Here is a 23,206-nt window from a genome sequence, read left to right on the forward strand (position 1 = left end):
AGTTGCTGGAAGAGGGCGATCGATTTCGTCGGACGTATTTCAATCGGTTTGACGCCTTTTGCTTCGGCTGCACGCTGGATTTTCTGGCCGTGTTCATCCGAGCCGGTCAGGAAAAAGACGTCGTCGCCGCGCAGACGGTGGAACCGTGCCAGCGAGTCGGCAATGGTCGTGCAGTACGTGTGCCCGATGTGAAGTTTGGCACTTGGATAGTAAATAGGTGTTGTAATGTAATACTTTCTTTTTTCAGACATGGGATTTTCCTCCTATACCGGCAAATGAGCCGGATGTTATAAACTAAGCGCAGCCTGGTATACACTACGTTTAGGCACGCCGCACCGTCTGGCGACGGTCCGGATGGCCTCTTTCTTATCGACGCCCTGTTCCATCAGTTCCCGGACCAGGGACGCGTAATCGACGTCGCCTGAGGCAGCGGATTCGGCAGCAGGCGCCGCCCCTTCGACGAGGATGACGAATTCACCGCGCGTCCCCTGCTCAGCCAGGTCGGCCCGCAGCTGGCTGAGACTGCCGCGCAGGTACTGTTCATACCGCTTGGTCAGTTCCCGGCAGAGGACGGCCCGGCGGTCGCCCAGGACTTCGAGCATTTCGCCCAGGACCTGCTGGATGCGGTGAGGCGCTTCGTAAAAGATGAGCGTCCCTTCATAGGCTTTCACCGATTCCAGGACGGGCAGGCGGTGTTTCTGGGTCTTCGGCAGGAAGCCGACAAAGGTAAAGCGCGTCGTATCCATACCGGAGGCAATGAGCCCGGTCAGGCCGGCATTGGCGCCGGGCAGGGGTACGATGGGGATATCGGCTTCCAGGGCCAGGCGGACCATATCGCTGCCCGGGTCGCAGATGGCCGGCATGCCGGCATCGCTGACCAGGGCGATCATCAGGCCGTCTTTCAATTTTTCAATGAGCTGCGGCCCTTTTTCAGCTTTATTGTGTTCATGATAGCTGGTCAACGGCGTATCGATATCATACGCCAGGAGCAGCTGTTTCGTATGACGCGTATCTTCTGCCGCGATGAGGTCGGCTTCGCGGAGACAGCGGACCGTGCGGTACGTAATGTCTTCGAGATTGCCGATAGGCGTCGGGCAAAGATACAGCGTCCCTTTCTGAAAGATTTCCGGCATCATGTTCCTCCCTAGTTATCGTTTCCCGTATAATCGCAGGACGGCATCGCTGTAGCTGCCGTCGGGGTTGTGGACGATGAGCGGCGGCAGGACGTCCATGCCCTTGCTGCCGCCGCGGATGCCCTCGACGAGGAAGAGCTTGGCCTTCTTGTCAGGCCGGCCGTGGACCATCTGCAATACTTTCGGTTCGATATCTCGGGCGCGCATGGCCTCTAAAATATCGGCCAGTCGTTCCGTAATATGAACCATGCGGAAGCGGCCGTGATATTTCAAGGCGTATTTTACAGCATCGAGGACGTCGCCAAGGGTCGCCGTCTCTTCATGGCAGGCCCGGCGGATGCCGTCGACGTCGCTATAGGCACCGCGGCTCTTTTCCCGGTACGGCGGGTTGGCGTAGACTGCGGCAAAAGCGCCGCTCGCCGCCCACTCCCGGATGCGGCGGTAGTCGCCTTCGACGATGGTAATGCGGTCGTCCCGGCCATTGAGGGCGACGTTACGGCGGGCAATGTCGGCCATGACGGGATTGAATTCCACTGCCGTCAGCGCTTGGCACCGCGGGCCGTCAGGATGAGAGGGATAGCCGCCGTCCCCGTCCCCAGGTCCAAAGCCGGTCCGTGAGGCACGGCACCGAAGTGGGCCAGAAGGACCGTATCCAGAGAAAAGCAGAACTGGTCATCGCGCTGAATGACTTTCATGCCGTCCAGGACCAGGTCGTCCAGCCGTTCGTGCGGGCCTAACTCAATGTTCATGTTCCGTTTCCCCTATGTCCGACCAGGGCACGTTGATGTTGTGTCCCGATTCGAGCTGGACTTTGACCGTATGGTCCTTCATGTGGACGCGCAGGACCGTGCCGACGCCTTCGTCGGTCATGACCCGTTTGCCCACAGCCGGCGGCTTCTGCTGTTCACAGCTCTTCTGCTGGCAGTTGCAGCACTTCAGCTCGCCCGACGTATAGAGCTGGTTTTCATAGCGCAGGCAGCACATGAGGCGGCCGCAGATCCCGGAAATCTTGGTCGGATTGAGGGACATGCCCTGGCCCTTGGCCATGCGGATGGAAACGGGCTTGAAATCGCCCAGGAACGTAGAGCAGCACAGGGGCCGGCCGCAGCAGCCGATGCCGCCGATCATCTTGGCTTCGTCGCGCAGGCCGATCTGGCGCAGTTCGATGCGCGTGCGGAAGACCGACGCCAGGTCGCGGACGAGTTCGCGGAAGTCGATGCGGCCGTCAGCCGTAAAGAAGAAGATAATCTTGCCCATGTCGAAGGTATAGTCGACGTCGATGAGTTTCATGGGCAGTTTGTGCTTGGCGATCTTCGCCAGGCAGATGCCGAAAGCTTTCTTTTCCCGTTCCTTGTTCTTTTCCACCTGGCGAATGTCCTTGGCCGTCGCCTTGCGAATGATCGGCTTCAGCGGCTGGACGACTTCCGACGAATCGGCACTGCGCGGCGCAATGACGACATGGCCGAATTCCATGCCCCGCGCCGTTTCGACGATGACGCCGTCATCCAGCTTGAGTTCGATAGTGGCGGGATCGAAATAATATATCTTTCCGGCAGGTTTAAAGCGTACACCTACAACGATCATTGAATTCCTCCTCTAAGCCGTATGGCCTGGAGGCATACATAGTCCCAGACCAGGCGGACGTTGACGTGACGCGAGACGGCTTCCAGCCCTTCATCGAGCACCCGGGAAAGGCCAAAGACGGCGTCATCCGTCCAATACGGCAGTAATTCTGTCATTTCATGGATATATCCTTTTAAACGTATATAGTCCCGGCCGGCACCGCTGCGCAGGACGGCCATGTCGCGGAGAAAAAGGCTGATCCAGCCGAGTATCTCCGTCGTTTCCCTATCCGTCAGCGCCGCGGACAGGGCCAGCCATTTGGCATAGGGACAGGCATGTTTCGCCGTAGTCGTCAAAAAATCCAGGGCGAAATGGGCCTTATCCGTCCCCTGGCCGTCGAGATAGGACAATACAGTCCGGACGATGCCGCCACCCCAGAGGATGGCTTCGTCCCAATTCCCGCCGTCGCCCCGCAGGCGCCGCAGTCCCTGGCGCATTTCGTCGTCGCCGACGGGGTCGAAGGTAAAGCGGGCACAGCGGGAAATGATGGTCGGCAGCAGCAAATCGGGCTGGTCCGTAATCAAGATGAAGCAGACGCCCGACGGCGGTTCTTCTAAAATCTTCAGCATGCGGTTGGCAAATTCTGTATTCATCGTCTCCACATGGTCGATGATACAGACCCGGCGGCGGCCGGTTTCGCCCTGCAGGGCCAGTTCGCCCTGGAGCTGGCGGAACTGGTCCACTTTCAGCATGGCCCCCATCGGCGCCAGATAGAAGGCATCGTCTTTATCGCCGGCTACGGCTTCGCCTTCGCGGCTGGCCAGGTCGGGAAAGACACGGCGTCCGACCAGGGCCGAGGCGACGGCGATGGCCATCAGGGTCTTGCCGATACCAGCCGGGCCGGCAAAAATCATGGCATGAGGGATGCGGTCTTCGTCGATGAGGCGGGCGAACTGTTCTTTCAGGCGGCTGTGGCCGATAATCGGATCAAACAGTGTCCTGTCCATCATGTCGCCCCCTTACGCCAATAAAATACCTTAACAATTAATTATAGAAAAAATCCCCTACAAAGTAAATAGGCAGCCATATAAGTCTTGATGGATGGCTTCAGGCGTGCGCATGGCCCCGCCTTCCGTGCAGGCAATGCGCTGCCAGTGATAGCGTTGGGCCAGCTCATCATAAGCGGCGTGGCATTTGGCCAGGAAGCCTTCATTCTTTTCGTGGATATCGCCGGTCTGGCCGCCGGTCTTGCCCGTCCGGTCCGCCATGAGCCGCTCCGTGACAGCCAGGGGGACGTCGAGGAGGAAGACCTTGTCCGGTGCCGGCAGGCCCATCTTGCGGAATTCAAAGTCCTCGAGCCAGGCCAGATAAGCCCGGCGCTGGGCCGGGTCGTCGATCTTGATCATCTGATAGAGCATGTTGCTCGTCGTATAGCGGTCGGCAATGACGATGCCGCCCTGTTCGTAGAAGGCTTTCCACTTCATCTGATACGACGCGAAGCGGTCGACGGCGAAGAAGGCCGACGCCGCATAGGGATTGACGGCATCAGCATCGCTGCCGAAGTCGCCGCGCAGGTACATCTTGACCAGGGCGCTGGAGTCGCTGTCATAGTCGGGGTAGCTGACGGACTTCACGTCATAGCCGTCGCGCTGCAAGTGTTCCGTCAGCAGGCGGGTCTGCGTCGCTTTGCCGCTGCCGTCACCACCTTCGATGATGAATAATTTACCTTTCATGGAAATCCTCCTTCAAGACGCGTATCGTCGCCAAGGTCCCGTCAGCCGGGCCGTTGGGCTTATAGCCGCCAGCCATCTTGCGGCGGATATAGTCCTGGCAGGCTGCCGTAATTTCTTCGCCTAAGGTCAGGACCGGGATGCCTGGCGGGTAAAAGGTCACATTTTCCGCAGCAATGCGGCCGCGTGCCTCATGGAAATGCACGACTTCTACGGGGCAGTTCCAGGCCTGACGCGGCGCCATGACGACGCGGGGCACGGGCAGGGCCTGTTCGGCCACCGGGCCGGCCTGGCAGAGGCTGCGCCCTTCGGCGATAGCCCGGCAGGCATCGACCAAAGCCTGCGCCGTTTCTTCCGTATCGCCCAAGGTGATCAGGGCCAGGACGTGATTGCCGGCGACGAGCTCGACTTCGATGCCCTGCTGGCGCAGGAGCCGTTCGGCTGTCACGCCGTCGAGACCGACGCCGGAAAAGTCGATGGTAATCTTCGTTTCATCGAAGCCGCTGACGACCTGTCCGTCGATGATGTCACGGCCAAAGACGGTCAAGCCGGGAATGGCGTTGATAGCGTCCCGCACGAATCGGGCCAGTCCCAGGGCCCGGCCGATGAGTTCCGGCCCTTCCAGGGCCAGCTGCTGGCGGGCGCTGTCCAGGGATGCCAGGAACCAGTAATGAGGACTCGTCGACTGGACGACGGCCATGGAGGCGGCGACGCAGTCCGACAGGGGAAAGCCCTGGCGGCAGTGCAGCATCGATGTCTGGGTCAGGGAGCCGGCCATCTTATGGGTACTCTGGGCCACGCAGTCGGCACCGCAGGCCAGGGCTTCGGCAGGCAGGTCCCGATGGAAGCCCAGATGGGCCCCATGGGCTTCATCGACGAGGACATAGAGGCCTTTTTCATGGGCATAGGCCGTGAGGGCCTTCAAGTTACCGGCGATGCCGTCGTAAGTCGGATAGGTGAAGACGACGGCCTTGGCCCGAGGATGGGCGGCGACAGCCCGCTTCAGACTGTCCAGGTCCGGTCCCAATGATACCTGACGGGCCGCATCGAAGCGGCTTTCCATATAGACCGGAACGGCGCCGCTCAGGACCAGGCCGTTGATGACGCTTTTGTGGGCTTCGCGGGGGATGATGAGCTCATCGCCATCGCCGCAGACAGCCAGGATCATGGCTTCGATGCAGGCCGTCGTGCCGTTGATGGAAAAGAAAGTCCGCCCGGCGCCATAGAGGTCGGCGGCCAGTTCCATGGCTCCCTTCAGCGCCCCTTCAGGCTGGAACAAGTCATCCAAAGCATACATGACGCCCAGGTCCCGCCGCAGGGCGTCGCCAAAGAGATTGGCCTGGTAGGCAGAAATGCCCTGTCCCAGTTTATGACCCGGTGTATGGTAGGCCTTCATGTGCTGCTGGCAATACCCTTCCAGTGCTTCGACGAAAGGCGCCTTTTGCTGCTTTTCTCTATCCATGGGCCACCTCATATAGCCGAAAGGAAGCCGCGCAGCAAGGCGTGGCTCTTTTCATAAGAGAACTGTTTCATCTGCTTCAGCGAGCGCTGCAGAGAGCCGTGCAGGCGGTACGACGGCAGTCCGGCCGGCGTGACCCAGCGGTAGGCCAGATGTTCTTCTGATAATGTAACGTTATCGGACGTGGTCATGGCCGTAAAGATGACACCATTCAGGAATTGGCCGTCTTTCTTCTGGTAACTCCAGATACCTGCCGGAGCCTCTAAGGTGATGGAAAGGCCCGTTTCTTCGCTGACTTCCCGGCGCAGGCCGGCTTCAAAATCTTCTGTAAAGCGCAGGCCGCCGCCAGGGAATTCCCAATGATGCAGCCCTTCGGCATCGTTCTTCTGCAACAGCAGCAGCTTCCCTTCATGAAAAATCATCGCTTTGACACTCAACCCCATCAATACATTTGCTTCTTGCGCCATAACCCCAATCTCCCATCTATACAAATTCATTGCAATAAATATAGTGAACGTACTCCCGCCTATAGAGGCGGGAGCTTCCTGCTTCAACGAGAACAGCGCTACTGACTCCAAAGAGTTGCGGCGGCTTACACTCTCTCCACAGGCGTAGATTCCCGTGCGACCCACGGTATTTTATGGATTACGTCAGGCTGATATCCGCCTGGCTTCTTCTCGAATATTTATGGCTGCGTTTTTATCTCGGTTATGATGACTGCCACATTTAGGGCAATCCCATTCCCTTACAGACAAGTCCTTGGTTTCGTGGTTCTGATATCCGCAAACATGGCACAGCTGGCTGCTGGGATACCACTTGTCTATCTTGATAAGCTTTTTGCCTTGCCAAGCCAGCTTATATTCCAGCATGTTCGTGAACATATTCCAGCCATTGTCAGCTACGGATTTGCCAAAGCTGAACTTGCCACCCTTTTTCCGCTTGGCCATCGCTTTGACGCTGATATCCTCAATGCCAATGGCGTCATAGTGGTCTGCGAGGTAGCGGGACTTCTTATGCAGGAAATCCCGCCGTTGATTGGCCACTTTCTCATGGAGAATAGCTACACGCAGCCTTTGTTTTTCTCTGTTGTGACTTCCTTTCAGCTTTTTGGATAGCTTTCGCTGTGCCTTAGCCAATCTCTTCCCTGCCTTTCGCAGGAAATCGGGATACTTAGCATCCTCCTCATCGGAAGCCACATACAAGCCGTGCATCGCAAAATCCAGCCCCAGGAAAGTCTTCGGTATGACAGGGAGTACTTGGTTTTCATACTCCACCAGCATACTGATATAGTACTTTCCTGATGGCGTCTGGCTGATGGTTACGGTCTTTATGATACTGTTCTCCGGTAAGGGACGATGCTGGCATAATTTCACCCAACCGACTTTTGGCAGTTTCACCTTATGGCCCTCGATTCGGACAGAACCCTTCTGGTTATTCGTGGAATATGAAGCACGGCTATTCTTCTTGGACTTGAAGCGCGGCTTGCCGAAATGCTGGCTGTCATTCCAAAAGTGGCTGTAGGCCTTATTCAGGTTCATTTGGGCATTGGCAAGGGCTAAACTATCTACTTCCTTTAGCCAAGGGAATTCTTCTTTGTACTGCGCAGGCGTGTTATTCAGCTTTTGGCCGGTTTCCTTATAATAGTCAATGCGGTCACTCAGCATCTTGTTGTAGATGAATCGGACACAGCCGAAGGTCTTGGCAAACATCATTTTCTGTTCCGTTGTCGGATAGATCCTGTATCGGTATGCCTTATTCACTATCATCACCTGCCTTGACTTTCTATATACTTGCGAATTGTCTCTATAGGAGCGCCTCCGGTTGTCAGCAGACAATAGCTTCTTGACCAGAACATGTCCTTCCATAGCTTACACCTAACCTCGGGGAAGTATCTCTTTATGAGCCTTGAGCTGGCACTTTTATAAGCGTTGACAAATTTCGATATCTCTGTATTAGGATGGGCACGAAACATAATATGTACATGGTCTTGGTCGTGGTTCCATTCTTCCAAAGTGATATTATATGATGAACCTATGCGGACAAATATATCTTTTGCATATTGGCTCATTGGGTCAGAAAATACTTTGCGGCGGTACTTCACCACCAAAACAAGATGGTAATAGAGCAAGAACACTGAATGGTTGTTACTGTCTAATTCCATAGTATAATCAGTCCTTTCTCTCTTACTACTGATTATACTGCAAAACAAATTATGAAGCAATTGTCTTTCTGAGGGCATCGAACCCTCAGAAAAACCTGCAATTCATCTCACCGCCTAAAGAGGCGGGAGACTTCTTGCAGAATCAGGTTAAATTCAGCCCCGTCGTGGGATCAATACCCATCATGAGGTTCATATTCTGGATAGCCGCACCGGAAGCGCCTTTGCCGAGGTTGTCGAACAAGGACGTGACCATGATGCGCTGGTCATTGCCGGTGACCAGGATTTCCATATCGTCGTAGCCGCTCATATCATTGGCTGCGATGAAGCCGCCCTTGTCTTCGCCAAAAGGAAGGACGTGGACGAAGGGGCAGCCGTCGTAATGGCTGGCCAAAACCTGCCAGACGTCGTGAGCCGTCACCTTTTTCGCCAGCAAGTGGCTGAAGAAAGGAATCATGACTTCCATGCCACTGTAGTAGTCGTCGACGATAGGCGTAAAGACCGGTTCCTGCGTCAAATGGCAGATGGTGACGATTTCCGGCAGGTGCTTGTGCTGCTGTACCAGGCCGTACTGGCGCGGTGCATATAAATCCTGCCCTTTGTCGCCTTCGTACTGGGCAATCATCTTCTTGCCGCCGCCGCTGTACCCGGTCAGGGAAAAAGCCGTCACCGGATAATCGGCCGGAACGATGCCGGCTTCTGTCAGGGGCTGTAAAATGGAAATGGCGCCGCTGGCGTGGCAACCCGGATTGCCGACGCGGTCGCTCTTGGCAATGGCTGCGGCCTGCTGGGGCGATAATTCGGGGAAACCATAGATCCAGCCCGGTGCTACCCGCCGCCCGGTCGACGTGTCGATGAGGCGGACATCACAACCTTCAGCCAGTGTTACGGCTTCGGCTGCGGCACCGTCAGGGAGACAAAGGAAGGCGATGTCGGCCTGTTTCATGCAGGCCCGGATGGCGTCGGGATCCTTGCGGACATCGTCGGCAATGGGAACCAATTCGATATCCTGGCGGGTACTGAGCCGTTCATGAATCCGAAGGCCCGTCGTCCCTTCATGACCATCAATGAATACTTTCGTTTTCACACTTCATCACTCCTATATCACATGGGCTGTGCCCTGACTATTTGTTGAATTTTTATTCATTATAGATGCATTTTAATATTTTGTCAAGAATTATGCACGATTTTTTACATAAATAATCGTAAATAACCGTAGGGGCCGTCCCAAGGGCCTTTCTGGCCCGTCAGGTGCCGACCAACGGAAGGCGCAGGACGGTTGCCAGAACGGACAGCAGAGGCTGCGGCCCGCCTAACATCAACCATCAATAAAGGTAAGCGATGCGCCCTCCCCGTCGGCATCGAGGCGGACTTTGACGCCGTAAGGCACGAAGGCCTTATCCCTGGTATGGCCGACGGGCAGTCCTTTGATGGCGGGTTTTCCAGCCAGATGGGCATAATAATCCAGGACCTGGTCCGTCGTGAAGTCGTCTGGGTCGTTGGGGCAGTCGGTGAAATCGCCATAGGCGATGGCGGCGACGCGGGACAAAAGGCCGCTCTGCCAGAGCTGGTTCAGCATGCGGTCAATGCGGTAAGCATCTTCGCCAGTATCCTCCAGGACCAGGATACAGCCCGTCCCGTCGAGGGCATAAGGCGTGCCGACAAGGGATGTGAGAACCGTCAGATTGCCGCCGACGATCGGCCCTTCCGCCTGTCCCGGAACGACGGTCGTCAGCTTCCGCCCGGCCGGCAGGGCCAGAGGACCTCGCCATGCATCTGTCGTAAGGCCCTGGAAGAACTGACCTGCCGTATAGGCATCGGAACCGACGAGGGTGACCATGAGCGGTCCATTGGCTGTGACTAAGCGGCATTTTTCCCAAAGGGCAGCCTGCAAGGCCGTCACATCGCTGAAGCCGACGACCAGTTTGGGATGAGACGCGATATAGTCATAATCCAGCTTATCGAGGATACGCGCCGAGCCGTAGCCGCCATTGAGGCAGATAATGGCCTTGACATCATCGTCGTGGAACAAGGCATTGATATCGCGGGCCCGGTCCGCATCGGTCCCGGAAAAGAAACCATAATTCCCAGTGACCGTCGGCGTCATCTTGACGCGATAACCGGCCCGTTCCAACCGGGCTACGGCCGCAGAAATATCCTGGCCTTCATCGTGCGTGGCCGGCGCTGCGATGCCGATGCAGTCACCGCGGCGCAGTGCCGGTCCCCGAAGGGCCGTTCCCGCCGTTACTCCCCCTTGTAGTAACGCTCCATACCCTTGGCATAGCCATAGTCGTCATTCAGATATTGGCCCGTCTTCTGCTTGTAACAGAGATTGACGGCGACGAAATCGGCAATCTGATTGTGCTTGATTTCCTTCTTGCGCATAGGGATTTCCTGCCAGCTATGGGTCGAATCATTATACAGCCAGGCCTGGCCATGAGCCACCTTATAAGTCAGGGTATACGTCCCTTCAATATTCCCCGAATCCTCTGGCGACCGGAAGAGATTGACCTTAAAAATCCAGCCCTGACCGTCATCCTTCACGGTTTCCAGCGAACTCAAATCGACGTACATTTCATAACCCATGCCAAAATTAATCGGCCGGTAATGACTATTCGCAGCCAAAGGACTGTTGAAAAAAGCCTGACCGCTGCCAAAACCTCCGAGGGCCACCGCGGCCCCTAATGATAGAATCATTAACCCACGTTTCATATTCATACCAAAAACCTCCCTTCAAAGTATGCCTTTATTATACGACAAAAAAGAGGCTGTCGCACGTGCGACAGCCTCTTTTTGAGTTTTAAGTTTGTAGTTTTTAGTTTGCAGAAAATGGTAAAAAATTTAAAACCAGCTTCTACAAACTACAAACTCCATACTACAAACTATAAGTTATTCCATATCATAATCCTGCAAGGCAGCGACGTGGTGATAGCCTTCGTTTTTGCCTTTGTTGGCAAAGACGCGGAGGACTTCACGGGCTGTATCGAGGGAGGTCAGGCAGGGAACGGCGAGTTCTACGGCCATGCGGCGGAGGTTGAAGCCGTCGCGTTCCGGGTGTTTGCCATAGGTCAGGGTGTTGAGGACCAAGTCGATTTTGCCGTTGCGGATCAGGGTGGCGATATTCTGGCCGCCTTCGTGGATCTTGCGGACGATGTCGACGGGCATGCCGTGGTCGTTGAAGTATTTGCCTGTCCCTTCGGTGGCGATGATGTGATAGCCCAATTCCTTGAAGCCTTCAGCCAGCTGGAGGGCTTCGGCTTTATCGCGGTCGGCGACGGTGACCAGGATCGTACCGCCAGCGGGGATCTTCATCTTAGCGCCATTGACGGCTTTGTACAGGGCTTCGGAGTACGAATGGCCGATACCCATGACTTCGCCAGTCGATTTCATTTCCGGCCCGAGGGCGATTTCAGCCAGGCCGATCTTACTGAACGAGAAGACTGGAGCCTTGGCGGCGACGTGTTTCTTGGCCGGCATGAGACCGCTGTGATAGCCCATGTCCTTCAAAGTTTCGCCGAGGGCGATGCGGGTTGCGATTTCGACAATCGGGAAATGGGTGACCTTGCTCAGGAAGGGAACAGTACGGCTCGAACGCGGGTTGACTTCGATGATGTACAACTTGCCGCGGGAAACGACGAACTGGATGTTGACCGAACCTTTGACCTGGAGTTCCAGGGAAATGCGCGTCGTGTAGTCGACAATCTGGTTGATCATATCCTGGTCCAAGTGCTGCGGCGGATAGACGGCGATGGAGTCACCGGAATGGACGCCGGCCCGTTCGACCTGTTCCATGATGCCCGGGATGTAGACGTCAGTACCGTCGGCAACGGCGTCGACTTCGACTTCACGGCCGACCATGTATTCGTCGATGAGGATCGGGTGGTCCGGTGAAGCGATGACGGCTTCACGGAGATAGCGTTCCAATTCTTTTTCGTTATAGACGATTTCCATAGCCCGGCCGCCGAGGACGTAAGACGGGCGGACGATGAGCGGGAATTCCAATTCCTTGGAAACCTTCATGGCTTCTTTATCGCTGGTAGCGATGCGGCCGTCCGGACGGGGAATGTTCAATTTGGCCAGGACTTCGTCGAAGCGTTCGCGGTCTTCGGCGCGGTCCATGCCGTCAACAGACGTACCGAGGACGGTAACGCCCCGTTTGGCCAGTGGAGCTGCCAGGTTGATAGCCGTCTGGCCGCCGAACTGGCAGATGACGCCGACCGGTTTTTCCTTGTCGACGACAGCCATGACGTCTTCGACGGTGAGCGGTTCAAAGTACAGGCTGTCCGACGTATCGAAGTCGGTGCTGACCGTTTCCGGGTTGTTGTTGACGATGATGCTGTTCATGCCGGCTTTGCGCAGGGCCCAGGCCGAATGGACCGAGCAGTAGTCGAATTCGATACCCTGACCGATGCGGATTGGGCCGGAACCGAGGACGATGACGCTCTTCTTGCCCAGGGGCTTGACTTCGTCTTCGTCGGCATAGCACGAATAGTAATACGGCGTAGCGGCTTCAAATTCGGCAGCGCACGTATCGACCATCTTGAAGGTCGGCGTAATGCCGTGGTCGAGGCGGAACTGGCGGACTTCGTCTTCCGTCTTGTTGGTGAAGCCGGCGATGACGGCATCCGGCATGCTGTAGCGTTTAGCCAGGCGGATGTTATCGACCGTCAGGTTGTTGCGCTTCAAGTCGAATTCCAAGTCGATGATGTTCTTGATCTTATGGAGGAACCACAGGTCATAGCCCGTGATGTAATGAATCTTTTCTTCGCTGATGCCGAGGCGCAGGGCCTGAGCGACGACGAAGAGCCGTTCATCATCCTGCTTCTGCAGGAGTTCGACGATGTCGATGAGGGACTTGCTTTCGAGCTTCTTCATGGAAATATAGTTGACGCCGATTTCCAGGGAGCGGACGGCTTTGAGCAGAGCCCCTTCAAAGCAGCGGTCGAGGGCCATGACTTCGCCCGTAGCCTTCATCTGCGTGCCCAGGGTCTTGTCGGCGAGGGCGAATTTTTCAAAAGGCCAGCGCGGGAATTTGACGACGCAATAGTCGAGGGTCGGTTCGAAGCAGGCCGTCGTCTTGCCCGTAACGGCATTGGTGATCTGGTCCAGGGTCAGGCCTGTAGCGACTTTGGCGGCAACTTTGGCGATAGGATAGCCCGTCGCTTTGGAAGCCAGGGCCGACGAACGGCTGACACGGGGATTGACTTCGATGACGTAATACTGGTTGCTGTTCGGGTCCAGGGCGTACTGGACGTTGCAGCCGCCTTCGATCTTCAAGCGGCGGATGATGTCCAGCGATGCCGTACGCAGCATCTGGTACTGCAAGTCGTTCAGGGTCTGGCTCGGTGCGACGACGATGGAGTCACCCGTATGGATGCCGACTGGGTCGATGTTTTCCATGTTGCAGACGATGATGCAGTTGTCGGCCTTATCGCGCATGACTTCGTATTCGATTTCCTTCCAGCCGGCAACGGAGCGTTCGACGAGGATCTGGTTGATCGGGCTGAGTTTGATGCCGCGCGTGGCGATCATGAACAATTCGTCTTCGTCGTGGGCGATGCCGCCGCCGGTACCGCCAAGGGTAAAGGCCGGACGGACGATGATCGGATAGCCGATTTTGTCGGCGAATTCGATGGCCGACGGGACGTCTTCAAAGATATCGCTTTCCGGAACAGGCTGGTTGATATCTTTCATGGCTTTCTTGAAGAGTGCCCGGTCTTCGGCTTCTTCGATAGCCGACAGATGCGTCCCGAGGAGCTGGACGTTATATTTTTCCAGGACACCGGCGTTAGCCAGTTCGACAGCCATATTCAGGCCGACCTGGCCGCCAAGGGTAGCCAGCAGGCCGTCAGGCCGTTCTTTTTCAATGACTTCCGTCACGTAGTCGAGGGAAATCGGTTCGACATAGACACGGTCGGCAATGTCTTCGTCGGTCATGATCGTCGCCGGGTTGCTGTTGATGAGGACGACTTCCAGTCCTTCTTCCTTCAAGGCGCGGCAGGCCTGAGTGCCGGCATAGTCGAATTCAGCGGCCTGACCGATGATAATAGGGCCCGAACCGATAACGAGTACTTTCTTCAATCCTTCTATCATGTTAGTTTTCCTCCATCATCTTGACGAATTGTGTAAACAGATACAAATTATCAGTCGGTCCCGGCGAAGCTTCCGGATGGTACTGGACGCACATGATCTTCTTGGACGGGACTTCAAAACCTTCGAGGGTGTTGTCGTGGAGGTTGCGATGGGTGATGACGACGTCATCGGGCAGAGAGGCTTCGTCGATGACATAGCCGTGGTTCTGGGACGTGATGTAGACGCGGCCCGTGCGGATATCCTTGACCGGATGGTTGGCACCGCGGTGGCCGAAGGTCAGCTTGCGGCTCTTGCCGCCCAGAGCCAGGCCGAGCATCTGAAGGCCCAGGCAGATGCCGAAAATCGGTTTCTTGCCGATCATCTTCTTGACTTCTTCGACGATGTACGGGACGTCTTTCGGGTCGCCAGGGCCGTTGCTCAGGAAGATACCGTCCGGATTGACGGCCAGGACTTCTTCAGCCTTGGTTTCAGCCGGGAAAAGGGTCAGGCGGCAGTCGCTGTTGACCAGTTCGCGCAGGATGTTGGCTTTGGCGCCGTAATCCATGACGGCGACGTGGAAGCGGCCATCGCCCATGTGCTTGATTTCACGCGTCGTGACGCGGCGGACGAGCTGCGTTTCCAGCGGCGTATCGAAGAGTTCCTTGATAGCGCTTTCTTCCATCGTTTCCGGCACGATGACGCCTTTCATGACGCCCTGGCTGCGGATGGCCCGCGTAATGGCACGCGTATCGACGCCGTAGAGGCAGGGGATGTGGTGTGTCATAATAAAGGTAGACAGCTTGCCTTCATTCTGCCAGTTGCTCGGTTCTTCACAGAGCTCGCTGACGATGAAGCCGGCAGCATAGGGACGGTCGGCCTGTTCGATTTCGTGGAACAAACCGTAGTTACCGATGAGCGGGTAGGTCATGGTAATGATCTGACCGGCATAGGACGGATCGGTGAACGTTTCCTGATAGCCTGTCATGCCCGTATTGAAGACAACTTCGCCGACAGCTGGTTCATCCATCAGCATGTTGCCATAAAACTTCTGTCCATTCTCTAATATGAGGACACCTTTCATTATAAAACCTCCCCGTTTTTCATTACAATTTCACCATTGACGATGGTAGCTGCGGCCTTGCCTTTGAAAATCATTTCATCGAAAGGCGACGCTTTTCCCTTAGAATAGAATTTCGAGGAATCTACCGTCCATTCTTTATCGAGATCGAGTACGGTCAAATCGGCATCCTTGCCCGGTGCGATGACACCGGCATCGAGGCCGAGGATCTTGGCCTGTGCCGTCGACATGGCATTGACCAGAGTCATGAGGTCGATATGACCCGTATGATACATATAAGTCAGCATGGCGCCGACGCTCGTTTCCAAGCCGACGAAGCCGCTGGGAGCCAGGTTGAATTCCTGGTCCTTTTCTTCCCATTCATGCGGTGCGTGGTCGGTGACGACGGCATCGATGGTGCCATCCTGCAGGCCGGCGACGCAGGCTGCGCGGTGTTCTTCCGAGCGGATCGGCGGGTTGACTTTATACCGTGTTTCAAAAGTGCGCAGGGCTTCATCGGTCAGGATGAGGTGCTGCGGCGTGACTTCTGCCGTGACCTGGACGCCGCGCTTCTTGGCCTGGCGGACCAGTTCGACAGCGTTCTTGGTGCTGATGTGAGCGATGTGGACCGGCGTGTGTGTCGCTTCGGCCAGGAAAATATCGCGGGCGACGGCAATGTCTTCGGCGACAGCCGGACGGCCTTTGATGCCCAGTTCGTTGGAAACGACGCCTTCATGCATGTTGCCGCCTTCGACGAGGCTCTGTTCTTCGCAGTGGTCGATGATGACCTTGTGGAACATGCTGGCATATTCCATGGCTTTGCGCATGAAATCGCAGTTTTCGACGTAACGGCCGTCATCGGAGAAAGCGGCGACGCCTTCTTTGGCCATGGCGCCCATAGCGGCCAGTTCCTGGCCCTGGAGGCCCTTGGAGATGGCGCCGATGATTTCGACTTTGACTTTGGCTTCCCGTTCGATTTTATACTTCATGCCGTCGACGATGATTGCCGAATCGATGACCGGCTTGGTATTCGGCATGGTCGCAACGCGGGTGATGCCGCCGGCAGCTGCTGCCTTCGTCCCCGTTTCAATCGTTTCCTTGCCGGACTGGCCGGGCTGGCGGAGATGGACGTGCATATCGATGAAGCCCGGTGCTACGACGAGGCCCGATGCGTCGAAGATTTCGGCGCCGTCAGCGCTCAGATTGGCTCCGACTTCCTTAATTTTACCATTTTCAATGAGAATGTCACAAATTTCATCCTGCTGCATGGCCGGATTTACGACTCTGCCGCCTTTAACGAGTAGTGTCAACGTCATCGCCTCCCATAATTGTCAGATATAATACGGCCATACGGACGGATACGCCGTTCTTGACCTGTTCCTGAATCGAAGAAAATTCACTGTAACATGTATCCGGTTCGATTTCGATGCCCCGGTTCATGGGACCCGGATGAAGGACGAGGACGTCGTCTTTAGCCCACTTGAGGCGGTCGCGGTTGATACCGAAGAGCGAATTGTATTCACCGGCGCTGGGTAAGAAGCCGATGCCCTGGCGTTCTTTCTGGATGCGCAGGACGTTGATGACGTCTGCATCCTGGATGGCTTCCTTCAAGTCGTAGTGGACTTTGACGCCCATGGCTTCCAATTCCGGCTGGAGCAGTGTCCGCGGACCGACGAGGTGGACGTCAGCACCCATGGTCTTGAGGCCGTAAATATTGGAGCGGGCGACGCGTCCGTGGTCGATATCGCCGACGATGACGACCTTCAAGCCGTCGATATGGCCTTTGACTTCCTGAATGGTGAACATGTCGAGGAGGCCCTGCGTCGGATGTTCGTGGGCGCCATCACCGGCGTTGATGATGATCGGGTCGACGCAGCGGTCGGCAAACCAAGGCGAACCTTCCTGTTTCTGACGCATGACGATGGCATCGACACCCATGGCCGTTACCGTCAGCAGGGTATCGCGGAAACTTTCGCCTTTCTGGATGGAGCTTCCCCGCGGCGTGAAGTTGATGACATCGGCGCCGAGATACTTGGCAGCCATTTCAAAGGAACCGCGCGTACGCGTGCTCGGTTCCCAGAACATGTTGACCACCGATTTCCCTTTGAGCAGGGATAACTTCTTATTCCCGCTGTTGACGACGGCTTTCATCTTCTTAGCTACCTGCAGTATCAACTCAATTTCTTCTTTCGGTACTCCCTGGAGCCCCAACAGGCTTTTGCCCTGTATACTAACCATCGAATCCTCCTTGTAAAAAAAGACCTCTGCCGCAGGGCAAAGGTCATATTATAAGCATGGCAAAATATGTCCCTTTTTAGCCTCTCCGGACTATATTAAAGGTACAATCTGAAAGTATTAGAATCGCACAGCCTCACGGGACTGCCACATATTCTTCTATATATTGTATCGGCCAAGGCCCATAAAGTCAAGCAGTTTTTTCACGACTTCAGTCCGTCGATGCCGGCGTAATGGTCACGGCCTGGGGCGTAATGGTGACGCTGTTGTAAAAGGCTTCAAAGAGCTGGGCCGGGACGTACATCGTACCGTTGACATTGACCGGGCCGGCACCGTACTGGAAGATGTGGTTCAAGTTGACCTTCTTGATTGTCCCGATCCGTTCGTACCAGTCTTCACCGGGTTTGACGATGATATAGGCGATATTCATCTCGACGCGGACGCTCTGGTCGTCAGGATTCCAGGTCACGGTATAACCGAGCTGTTCCGCCACTTTACGCAGAGGAATCATGACCACGTTATTTTCCTGTAATACGGCTCCATCGGCCGGGTCCATGACCTTGCCGGCAACGGTCAGCTGGCACTGCTGGATCGCCGTCAGCCCCGGAATCGACGTATACGGCCCCATAACCGGCCCTTCATCATAGGCCCAGGCCGGCCCGCAAGCCAAAGCCGCCACGACCATCGCTAAGATAATACTCTTCTTCATAAGGGATTCCCCCTTTATCCAAAACACAAAAATGAGTCATAAATAAGGACATATATAATATATTCGACAAATCCCGCCGTTTTCCTGCTAATATTTAAAAACAACCTCTCAGACCGCCTTCGGCGGCCAGCTCCCCTATAAAGGGAGCCTTGTAAAAAAAGCGCTGCCATAAAAGACAGCGCTTTTTTGCAAAACTAAAAATCAAAGAATCCCGTCTGGTCGGCCATGGGTACGACGGGGAATCCCGTCGGTACTGGCTGGATGATCATGAACACCAGGGCTGCCAGGACGGCAATGCCCAGGGTGAGGTACGAGAAGCTTCCCTTTTCTTTATGTTCATACAAGCCGAACAGGCGGATGCCGACGGCCGAGCCGATAGTAGCGAACAGGGCGCCCAGCGAGAAATACTGGTACATGGCATACGACGCCAGCAGGCCGATGATCATGGCCCCGTTGATGACGATGGGATAGCACTTGGACAACACCGATTCGGGATTGCGGCGCATCGCCGTAAGCCAATCGGTCCCGTCGATACCGCTCAGGCCGGTGAGGAACGTCGATGCGTAGAGCATCTTATCCCACCAGGCCGTCCCCTTGCGGCGGTCTCCCGTCCGCCACATGACGAAGGCGTAAATCAAGATGGTCACGCCGCCGACGATGTAGTAGTAATTTTCCGGGATGAACTGGACGATAGCTGCACCGATAGTCACCAGGATACCGGCGATGACGACCATCTGGCCGATTTTCCCTTTCGTCGGCCGCGACTTGGCATCCATTTCCTTATAAATCTTGGCAAAGATTTCCATGAGGAAGGTAAAGACGAAAAAGACGATGCCAATGAAAGGATTGAGCGCAGCCAGGGCGATGGTAATCAAAATCGGGATGGCCAGGCGCACGCCGGGGAAAAAGGTGAAACTCTTGATCTTCATGACATGGAGCTGAGAGTACACCGTAAAATACGTAAAAACATTAAACATCAACATAGCGGCAATACATTCGACAGGCTTGGCCCCCATGTACAAGAACATGAGGAGGACGCACATGCTCATATTGATACCCGTAAAACGGGCGAACACCGTCCCCATCAGGCCAGCCACGAAGAAAGGCGCTATGGCCGATAACATTTCCATGAACAAAACATCTCCTGACCCAGATTATTTCAGATGGTGGCTGCCCCGTTCAGTCATGGGGATGCCCTGTTTGCAGAGCGGGCATTCTTCCGGTTTGTACGTCGGGACGGTCAAATGCAGGAGAGCCTGGACTTTATCTTTCGGTACGCCGAATTCAGCTTTACCGCCGCTGCGGTCGACGAGGAGGCCGACACCGACGATGACGCCGCCGGCTTTCTTGACGACATTGACGACTTCCTGGACGGAACCGCCAGTCGTGACGATATCTTCGACGATGAGGACGCGTTCACCCGGTTCGATATGGAAACCGCGGCGCAGTGTCATGACGCCTTTTTCACGTTCCGTGAAGATAGCCCGCGTACCGAGTGCCTTGCCGACTTCATGAGCCAGCAGGATGCCGCCGGTCATAGGACCCATGACGGTCTGGACGTTCTGGTCCTTGAAACGTTCTGCCAATTCCTTGCAGAGCTTTTCCGTATATTCCGGATGCTGGAGGACGTTGAACTTTTCAACGTACAGCGGGCTGTGCAGGCCCGACGTCAAGAGGAAATGGCCTTCGAGGACGGCCTTGGTGTCTACTAACAACTGTCTTACTTCTGCTTCTGTCATCATGATTGATTATACCCCCTGAATTTCTGCTAAAATCTTTTGGGCTGCTTCCTTAGGATCGGCGGCCTTGGTAATCGGACGGCCGATGACTAAATGAGATGCCCCGTCGCGCAAAGCCTGAGACGGCGTCGTGAACCGCTTCTGGTCATTGGCTACGGCAAACGTCGGACGGATGCCCGGCGTGACGATGAGGAAATCGGGACCATTCATTTCCCGGATTTCTTTAGCTTCATACGGCGAAGAGACGGTGCCGTCGATACCGGCTTCCTTGGCCAGTTTCGCCAGATTCTTGACCGATTCGGCAATGCTGTACTTGCCGCCGATTTCCTTCCACGCGTCTTCGTCGATACTGGTCAGGACCGTTACAGCCAGCAGGCGCGGCCGTTCGATATTCAATTTGGCCGCTTCATCGCGGACAGCTTCTGCAGCCGCTTCCATCATAGCCCGGCCGCCTGTGCCGTGCAGCGTCATGAGGTCGGCGCCGAGACGGGTCAGGGCGCGGATGCTCTGGGCCACCGTATTGGGAATATCGTGGACCTTCAAATCGAGGAAAACATGTTTCCCCTGGTCCTTCAAATACCGTACTGCATCGGGACCGGCACTGTAAAAGAGTTCCATCCCGACTTTATAAAAAGAAACACTATCGCCAAGGGTTTCAACGAGCTTCTTCATATCATCCAATGAATGGACGTCCAAAGCCGTAATGATGCGATCATCTGCCATAGGCTACCCCTCCTGTATATAAATGTATATAGGCATATCTAATTAATTGTGTCATGTTTTGGGAAGCCTGTCAAGGCAAAAAGCGCCTTACTTCGTCCATTGGCTGCGGTACCAGTCATAGGTCCGACGGATTCCTTCTTCCAAATCCATTTCCGGCACAAAACCTAAATCCCTTTTCAAGGCCTCATTGCTGAGGACCGACCGCAGGATATCGCCCGTCCTGGGTGCCGTATACTGGACGGGGACCGTATAGCCCACGGCTTTTTCAAAACTGCGGATCAAATCGTTGATGCTCGTTTCCTGTCCGGTCGACACGTTCATCGTGTGACAGCCTTTGAGCGGCAGCGCCCGGATGATGGCCTGGGCAATATCGCCGGCATAGACGAAATCGCGGGTCTGATTGCCGTCGCCGAAAACCGTGATTCCCTGACGCTGGGACAAAAGCTTGCAGAAAATACTGACGACGCCGCCTTCGCCCTTTTCGCCCTGCCGTTCGCCATAGACGTTGGCAAAGCGGAAAACCGTCGCATCCATACCATATAATTCGTGATAGACCCGCAGGTAATGTTCCGTCGCCATCTTAGTGATACCATAAGGGGACGTCGGCACGAGCCGTTCCGTTTCCTTCAGGGGGATATGGAGGTTGTCGCCGTAGACAGCGGCACTGGACGAAAAAAGGATGTGCCCTGTGCCATGGATCCGGCAGGCTTCCAGCACGTGGAGGACGCCTTCCAGATTAATCTGGCAATCGAGGACAGGCTGTTCCACTGAAGTCGGGACCATCGTCTGGGCCGCCAAGTGGATGACGGCATCAAAGTGATGGTCGGCAAAAAGGGCATCTACAGCCGCTTCATCGCAGACGTCGCCTTCTACCAGTTCCATCCCAGCCGGTACATGTTCTTTGGATCCGCTGGACAAATTGTCAAACACGACGACATCCATATCGCGCCGTCCCTGGAGCTGTGCCAAAATGTGTGACCCAATGAACCCAGCACCGCCAGTAATCAATATTTCCATAATTTTAAGCCCCCTACTATTAAGGATACAATACTCATTTTGTCATCAATCAAATATATACTACATATTTTTATATATTGTATCAATAAATGAAGGATGAGGCAATGTTCCCGTCCTGCGAATCAAACGACGGATTTCTTCCAATTTTCCTTCACTATCGGCGTTCTGCGAATGGAAATCGAGGAGCCTATCGAGATAGCCCTGTTCCCGCGCCAGCTGCTGGCTCCGGGGATAGACTAAATCAAAATAGAGGCAGAGCGCACCGACATAAAAGTCCATGAAGGTCTTCTTATCCTGTGTCCGCACCAGTTTCCCCTGGCGGGCCTGAGCCATGACGACATCGGAAATAGGCTGGTTTTCAAAGTCAGACCAGTCGACGTTCCAGATATTCTTCTTTTGGCGCATATACATGACATAAACCCGGAAAATATCGATTTTGTCGGCATCGCGGATGAGCTGGCAAAAGAGTTGCTGTCGCGGCGTCAAATCCCGGCGAAGCTGATAGACATTATGCTGGTCAATAGCCATACAAATCACATTATCCTGACTCATATCGTCCAGAAAATCGCGGATATGACCGTCAGCAAACAAGTAATGGGCCCCGTATTTGGCATGGTCCATGGACCGATAATCGACGAACGTATGATACTCCCGCAGCTGCTCAAAGCGGCCGATATCGTGGAGGACGCCGATGAGCCAGGCCAAATCCACATCATCCTGAAACAAATCCAGACTCAAAGCAATCTGTTCACACAACCCGCTCACCCGCAAAGAATGAGCATACTTCAGCCGGACGCCTTCTTCCTCCTGGTCAAAGCCCTGGACGTACCGCGTAAATTGTGATACCACAAAATCCCGATCCATACGACTCACCGAACCACCTTCCTTATGTATCCTTAATATAATTCAATTATAAGATTAATTATATCATATACGAGCGAACTTGATAATAACGCAGGCCACTGGCCCTATCTTCGTATGGCACGAACGCCCCGCTTCACGCCCCGGATGACCAGGACTAAAACAATGCCAATTATACAACCGACACCGTCGAGCACCACATCATGCCAGGTCGACGTCCGGCCACCGGAAAACAGCTGAATATATTCGTCAATCGCGGCCACGCTGATTCCAATCAGGAGCACCCAAACTTTATGAGAACGCCGCGAAATTAAAACAGAAAAACTGCTCAACACGACGCCCAATGTCGTATATTCCGTCAAATGCGCCAAGCGCCGGATATGCCCGTCACTCAAATAAGGCGCCACCGCCGATCCTTGTATCCGGGCCAGGACCCACGCCAGGACCCGCCGGCTCTCGGCATGAGAAGCCACTCCATTCTGCATAGAATGCCACCAAATTACACCGATGACGCCCATAACCAGCAACCCGACTACAACCTGAATCCATCTACGTCCCATACATGCCACCCCATCCCAAAAAACAATCGCCCTCATTGTACCGCAAAAAATGATAAGGTAAAATATATTTCGCAAATTCAATTTCATAAAAAATAGACATAGTCTATTGCCGCTAGTACAATTAAGTTACCACACAAAATTCGTAAGGAGGCAATAGACCATGTCTGSTRATATTATACAACTTAATGAG

At 54.9% G+C, this 23,206-nt stretch carries 25 protein-coding genes; all 25 read right to left on the minus strand.

Annotation, left to right across the window (positions count from 1 at the left end):
* The coding region (locus NM10_RS07415) for a class I tRNA ligase family protein (protein ID WP_020310968.1) at positions 1-251 on the minus strand (251 nt) is incomplete at its 3' end.
* A gap of 36 nt (positions 252-287) precedes the next feature.
* Entirely contained in the window at positions 288-1,133 is an 846-nt protein-coding gene (gene rsmI / locus NM10_RS07420) for a 16S rRNA (cytidine(1402)-2'-O)-methyltransferase (protein WP_036243873.1), read from the minus strand.
* A 15-nt stretch (positions 1,134-1,148) separates the two neighbouring features.
* Positions 1,149-1,667 (minus strand): tRNA1(Val) (adenine(37)-N6)-methyltransferase, encoded by a 519-nt coding sequence (locus tag NM10_RS07425; protein WP_239639656.1) that lies wholly within the window; start codon positions 1,665-1,667, stop codon positions 1,149-1,151.
* A 5-nt stretch (positions 1,668-1,672) separates the two neighbouring features.
* On the minus strand, positions 1,673-1,882 hold the full coding sequence (locus tag NM10_RS14585; protein WP_239639657.1) for a hypothetical protein: 210 nt from the start codon (positions 1,880-1,882) through the stop codon (positions 1,673-1,675).
* Positions 1,872-2,717 (minus strand): PSP1 domain-containing protein, encoded by an 846-nt coding sequence (locus NM10_RS07430; protein WP_020310970.1) that lies wholly within the window; start codon positions 2,715-2,717, stop codon positions 1,872-1,874. The genes NM10_RS14585 and NM10_RS07430 overlap by 11 nt, the downstream gene beginning before the upstream one ends.
* A complete protein-coding gene (locus tag NM10_RS07435; protein WP_239639658.1) occupies positions 2,714-3,706 on the minus strand; it encodes a DNA polymerase III subunit in 993 nt (330 codons plus the stop codon). Before NM10_RS07435 ends, NM10_RS07430 begins: the two co-directional genes overlap by 4 nt.
* A 54-nt stretch (positions 3,707-3,760) precedes the next feature.
* Positions 3,761-4,429 (minus strand): dTMP kinase, encoded by a 669-nt coding sequence (locus NM10_RS07440; RefSeq protein ID WP_020310972.1) that lies wholly within the window; start codon positions 4,427-4,429, stop codon positions 3,761-3,763.
* The gene (locus NM10_RS07445; RefSeq protein ID WP_020310973.1) at positions 4,419-5,888 is read right to left on the minus strand and encodes an aminotransferase class I/II-fold pyridoxal phosphate-dependent enzyme; all 1,470 of its coding nucleotides are present in this window, start codon (positions 5,886-5,888) and stop codon (positions 4,419-4,421) included. Before NM10_RS07445 ends, NM10_RS07440 begins: the two co-directional genes overlap by 11 nt.
* An 8-nt stretch (positions 5,889-5,896) precedes the next feature.
* Entirely contained in the window at positions 5,897-6,352 is a 456-nt protein-coding gene (locus tag NM10_RS07450; RefSeq protein ID WP_020310974.1) for an NUDIX hydrolase, read from the minus strand.
* 183 nt (positions 6,353-6,535) lie between these two features.
* Positions 6,536-7,651 carry an RNA-guided endonuclease TnpB family protein gene (locus NM10_RS07455; RefSeq protein ID WP_020310975.1) on the minus strand — a complete coding sequence of 372 codons (1,116 nt, stop codon included), beginning with the start codon at positions 7,649-7,651 and terminating at the stop codon, positions 6,536-6,538.
* Entirely contained in the window at positions 7,651-8,046 is a 396-nt protein-coding gene (tnpA, locus tag NM10_RS07460) for an IS200/IS605 family transposase (RefSeq protein ID WP_020310976.1), read from the minus strand. The genes NM10_RS07455 and tnpA overlap by 1 nt, the downstream gene beginning before the upstream one ends.
* Positions 8,047-8,188: 142 nt before the next feature.
* Positions 8,189-9,130, minus strand: a complete 942-nt coding sequence (argC, locus tag NM10_RS07465; protein WP_020310977.1) for an N-acetyl-gamma-glutamyl-phosphate reductase — start codon at positions 9,128-9,130, stop codon at positions 8,189-8,191.
* A gap of 231 nt (positions 9,131-9,361) precedes the next feature.
* Entirely contained in the window at positions 9,362-10,258 is an 897-nt protein-coding gene (locus NM10_RS07470) for a S66 peptidase family protein (RefSeq protein WP_071601845.1), read from the minus strand.
* Positions 10,259-10,287: 29 nt separating this feature from the next.
* The gene (locus tag NM10_RS07475; RefSeq protein WP_239639660.1) at positions 10,288-10,761 is read right to left on the minus strand and encodes a hypothetical protein; all 474 of its coding nucleotides are present in this window, start codon (positions 10,759-10,761) and stop codon (positions 10,288-10,290) included.
* 171 nt (positions 10,762-10,932) lie between these two features.
* The gene (carB, locus tag NM10_RS07480) at positions 10,933-14,136 is read right to left on the minus strand and encodes a carbamoyl-phosphate synthase large subunit (RefSeq protein ID WP_020310980.1); all 3,204 of its coding nucleotides are present in this window, start codon (positions 14,134-14,136) and stop codon (positions 10,933-10,935) included.
* A 1-nt stretch (position 14,137) separates the two neighbouring features.
* Positions 14,138-15,196: a glutamine-hydrolyzing carbamoyl-phosphate synthase small subunit gene (gene carA / locus NM10_RS07485; RefSeq protein WP_020310981.1), complete on the minus strand. Its 1,059-nt coding sequence runs from the start codon at positions 15,194-15,196 to the stop codon at positions 14,138-14,140.
* Positions 15,196-16,482 carry a dihydroorotase gene (locus tag NM10_RS07490; protein ID WP_020310982.1) on the minus strand — a complete coding sequence of 429 codons (1,287 nt, stop codon included), beginning with the start codon at positions 16,480-16,482 and terminating at the stop codon, positions 15,196-15,198. Before NM10_RS07490 ends, carA begins: the two co-directional genes overlap by 1 nt.
* Positions 16,466-17,410 carry an aspartate carbamoyltransferase catalytic subunit gene (locus NM10_RS07495; protein ID WP_020310983.1) on the minus strand — a complete coding sequence of 315 codons (945 nt, stop codon included), beginning with the start codon at positions 17,408-17,410 and terminating at the stop codon, positions 16,466-16,468. The genes NM10_RS07490 and NM10_RS07495 overlap by 17 nt, the downstream gene beginning before the upstream one ends.
* Before the next feature lie 208 nt (positions 17,411-17,618).
* Positions 17,619-18,116, minus strand: a complete 498-nt coding sequence (locus NM10_RS07500) for a copper amine oxidase N-terminal domain-containing protein (RefSeq protein ID WP_020310984.1) — start codon at positions 18,114-18,116, stop codon at positions 17,619-17,621.
* Positions 18,117-18,310: 194 nt separating this feature from the next.
* Positions 18,311-19,246 (minus strand): hypothetical protein, encoded by a 936-nt coding sequence (locus tag NM10_RS07505; RefSeq protein ID WP_020310985.1) that lies wholly within the window; start codon positions 19,244-19,246, stop codon positions 18,311-18,313.
* 24 nt (positions 19,247-19,270) lie between these two features.
* Complete coding sequence (pyrE, locus tag NM10_RS07510) at positions 19,271-19,858, minus strand: orotate phosphoribosyltransferase (protein ID WP_020310986.1); 588 nt, start codon at positions 19,856-19,858, stop codon at positions 19,271-19,273.
* A 6-nt stretch (positions 19,859-19,864) separates the two neighbouring features.
* Positions 19,865-20,578 carry an orotidine-5'-phosphate decarboxylase gene (gene pyrF / locus NM10_RS07515; protein WP_020310987.1) on the minus strand — a complete coding sequence of 238 codons (714 nt, stop codon included), beginning with the start codon at positions 20,576-20,578 and terminating at the stop codon, positions 19,865-19,867.
* 87 nt (positions 20,579-20,665) lie between these two features.
* Entirely contained in the window at positions 20,666-21,595 is a 930-nt protein-coding gene (locus NM10_RS07520; RefSeq protein ID WP_020310988.1) for an NAD-dependent epimerase/dehydratase family protein, read from the minus strand.
* Positions 21,596-21,655: 60 nt separating this feature from the next.
* Entirely contained in the window at positions 21,656-22,459 is an 804-nt protein-coding gene (locus NM10_RS07525; RefSeq protein WP_020310989.1) for an HD domain-containing protein, read from the minus strand.
* Between the two features lie 104 nt (positions 22,460-22,563).
* Complete coding sequence (locus NM10_RS07530; RefSeq protein ID WP_239639661.1) at positions 22,564-22,974, minus strand: VanZ family protein; 411 nt, start codon at positions 22,972-22,974, stop codon at positions 22,564-22,566.
* Positions 22,975-23,206: the final 232 nt, after the last annotated feature.

This window comes from Megasphaera sp. NM10 (assembly GCF_000417505.1).
Lineage (GTDB): Bacteria > Bacillota > Negativicutes > Veillonellales > Megasphaeraceae > Megasphaera > Megasphaera intestinihominis.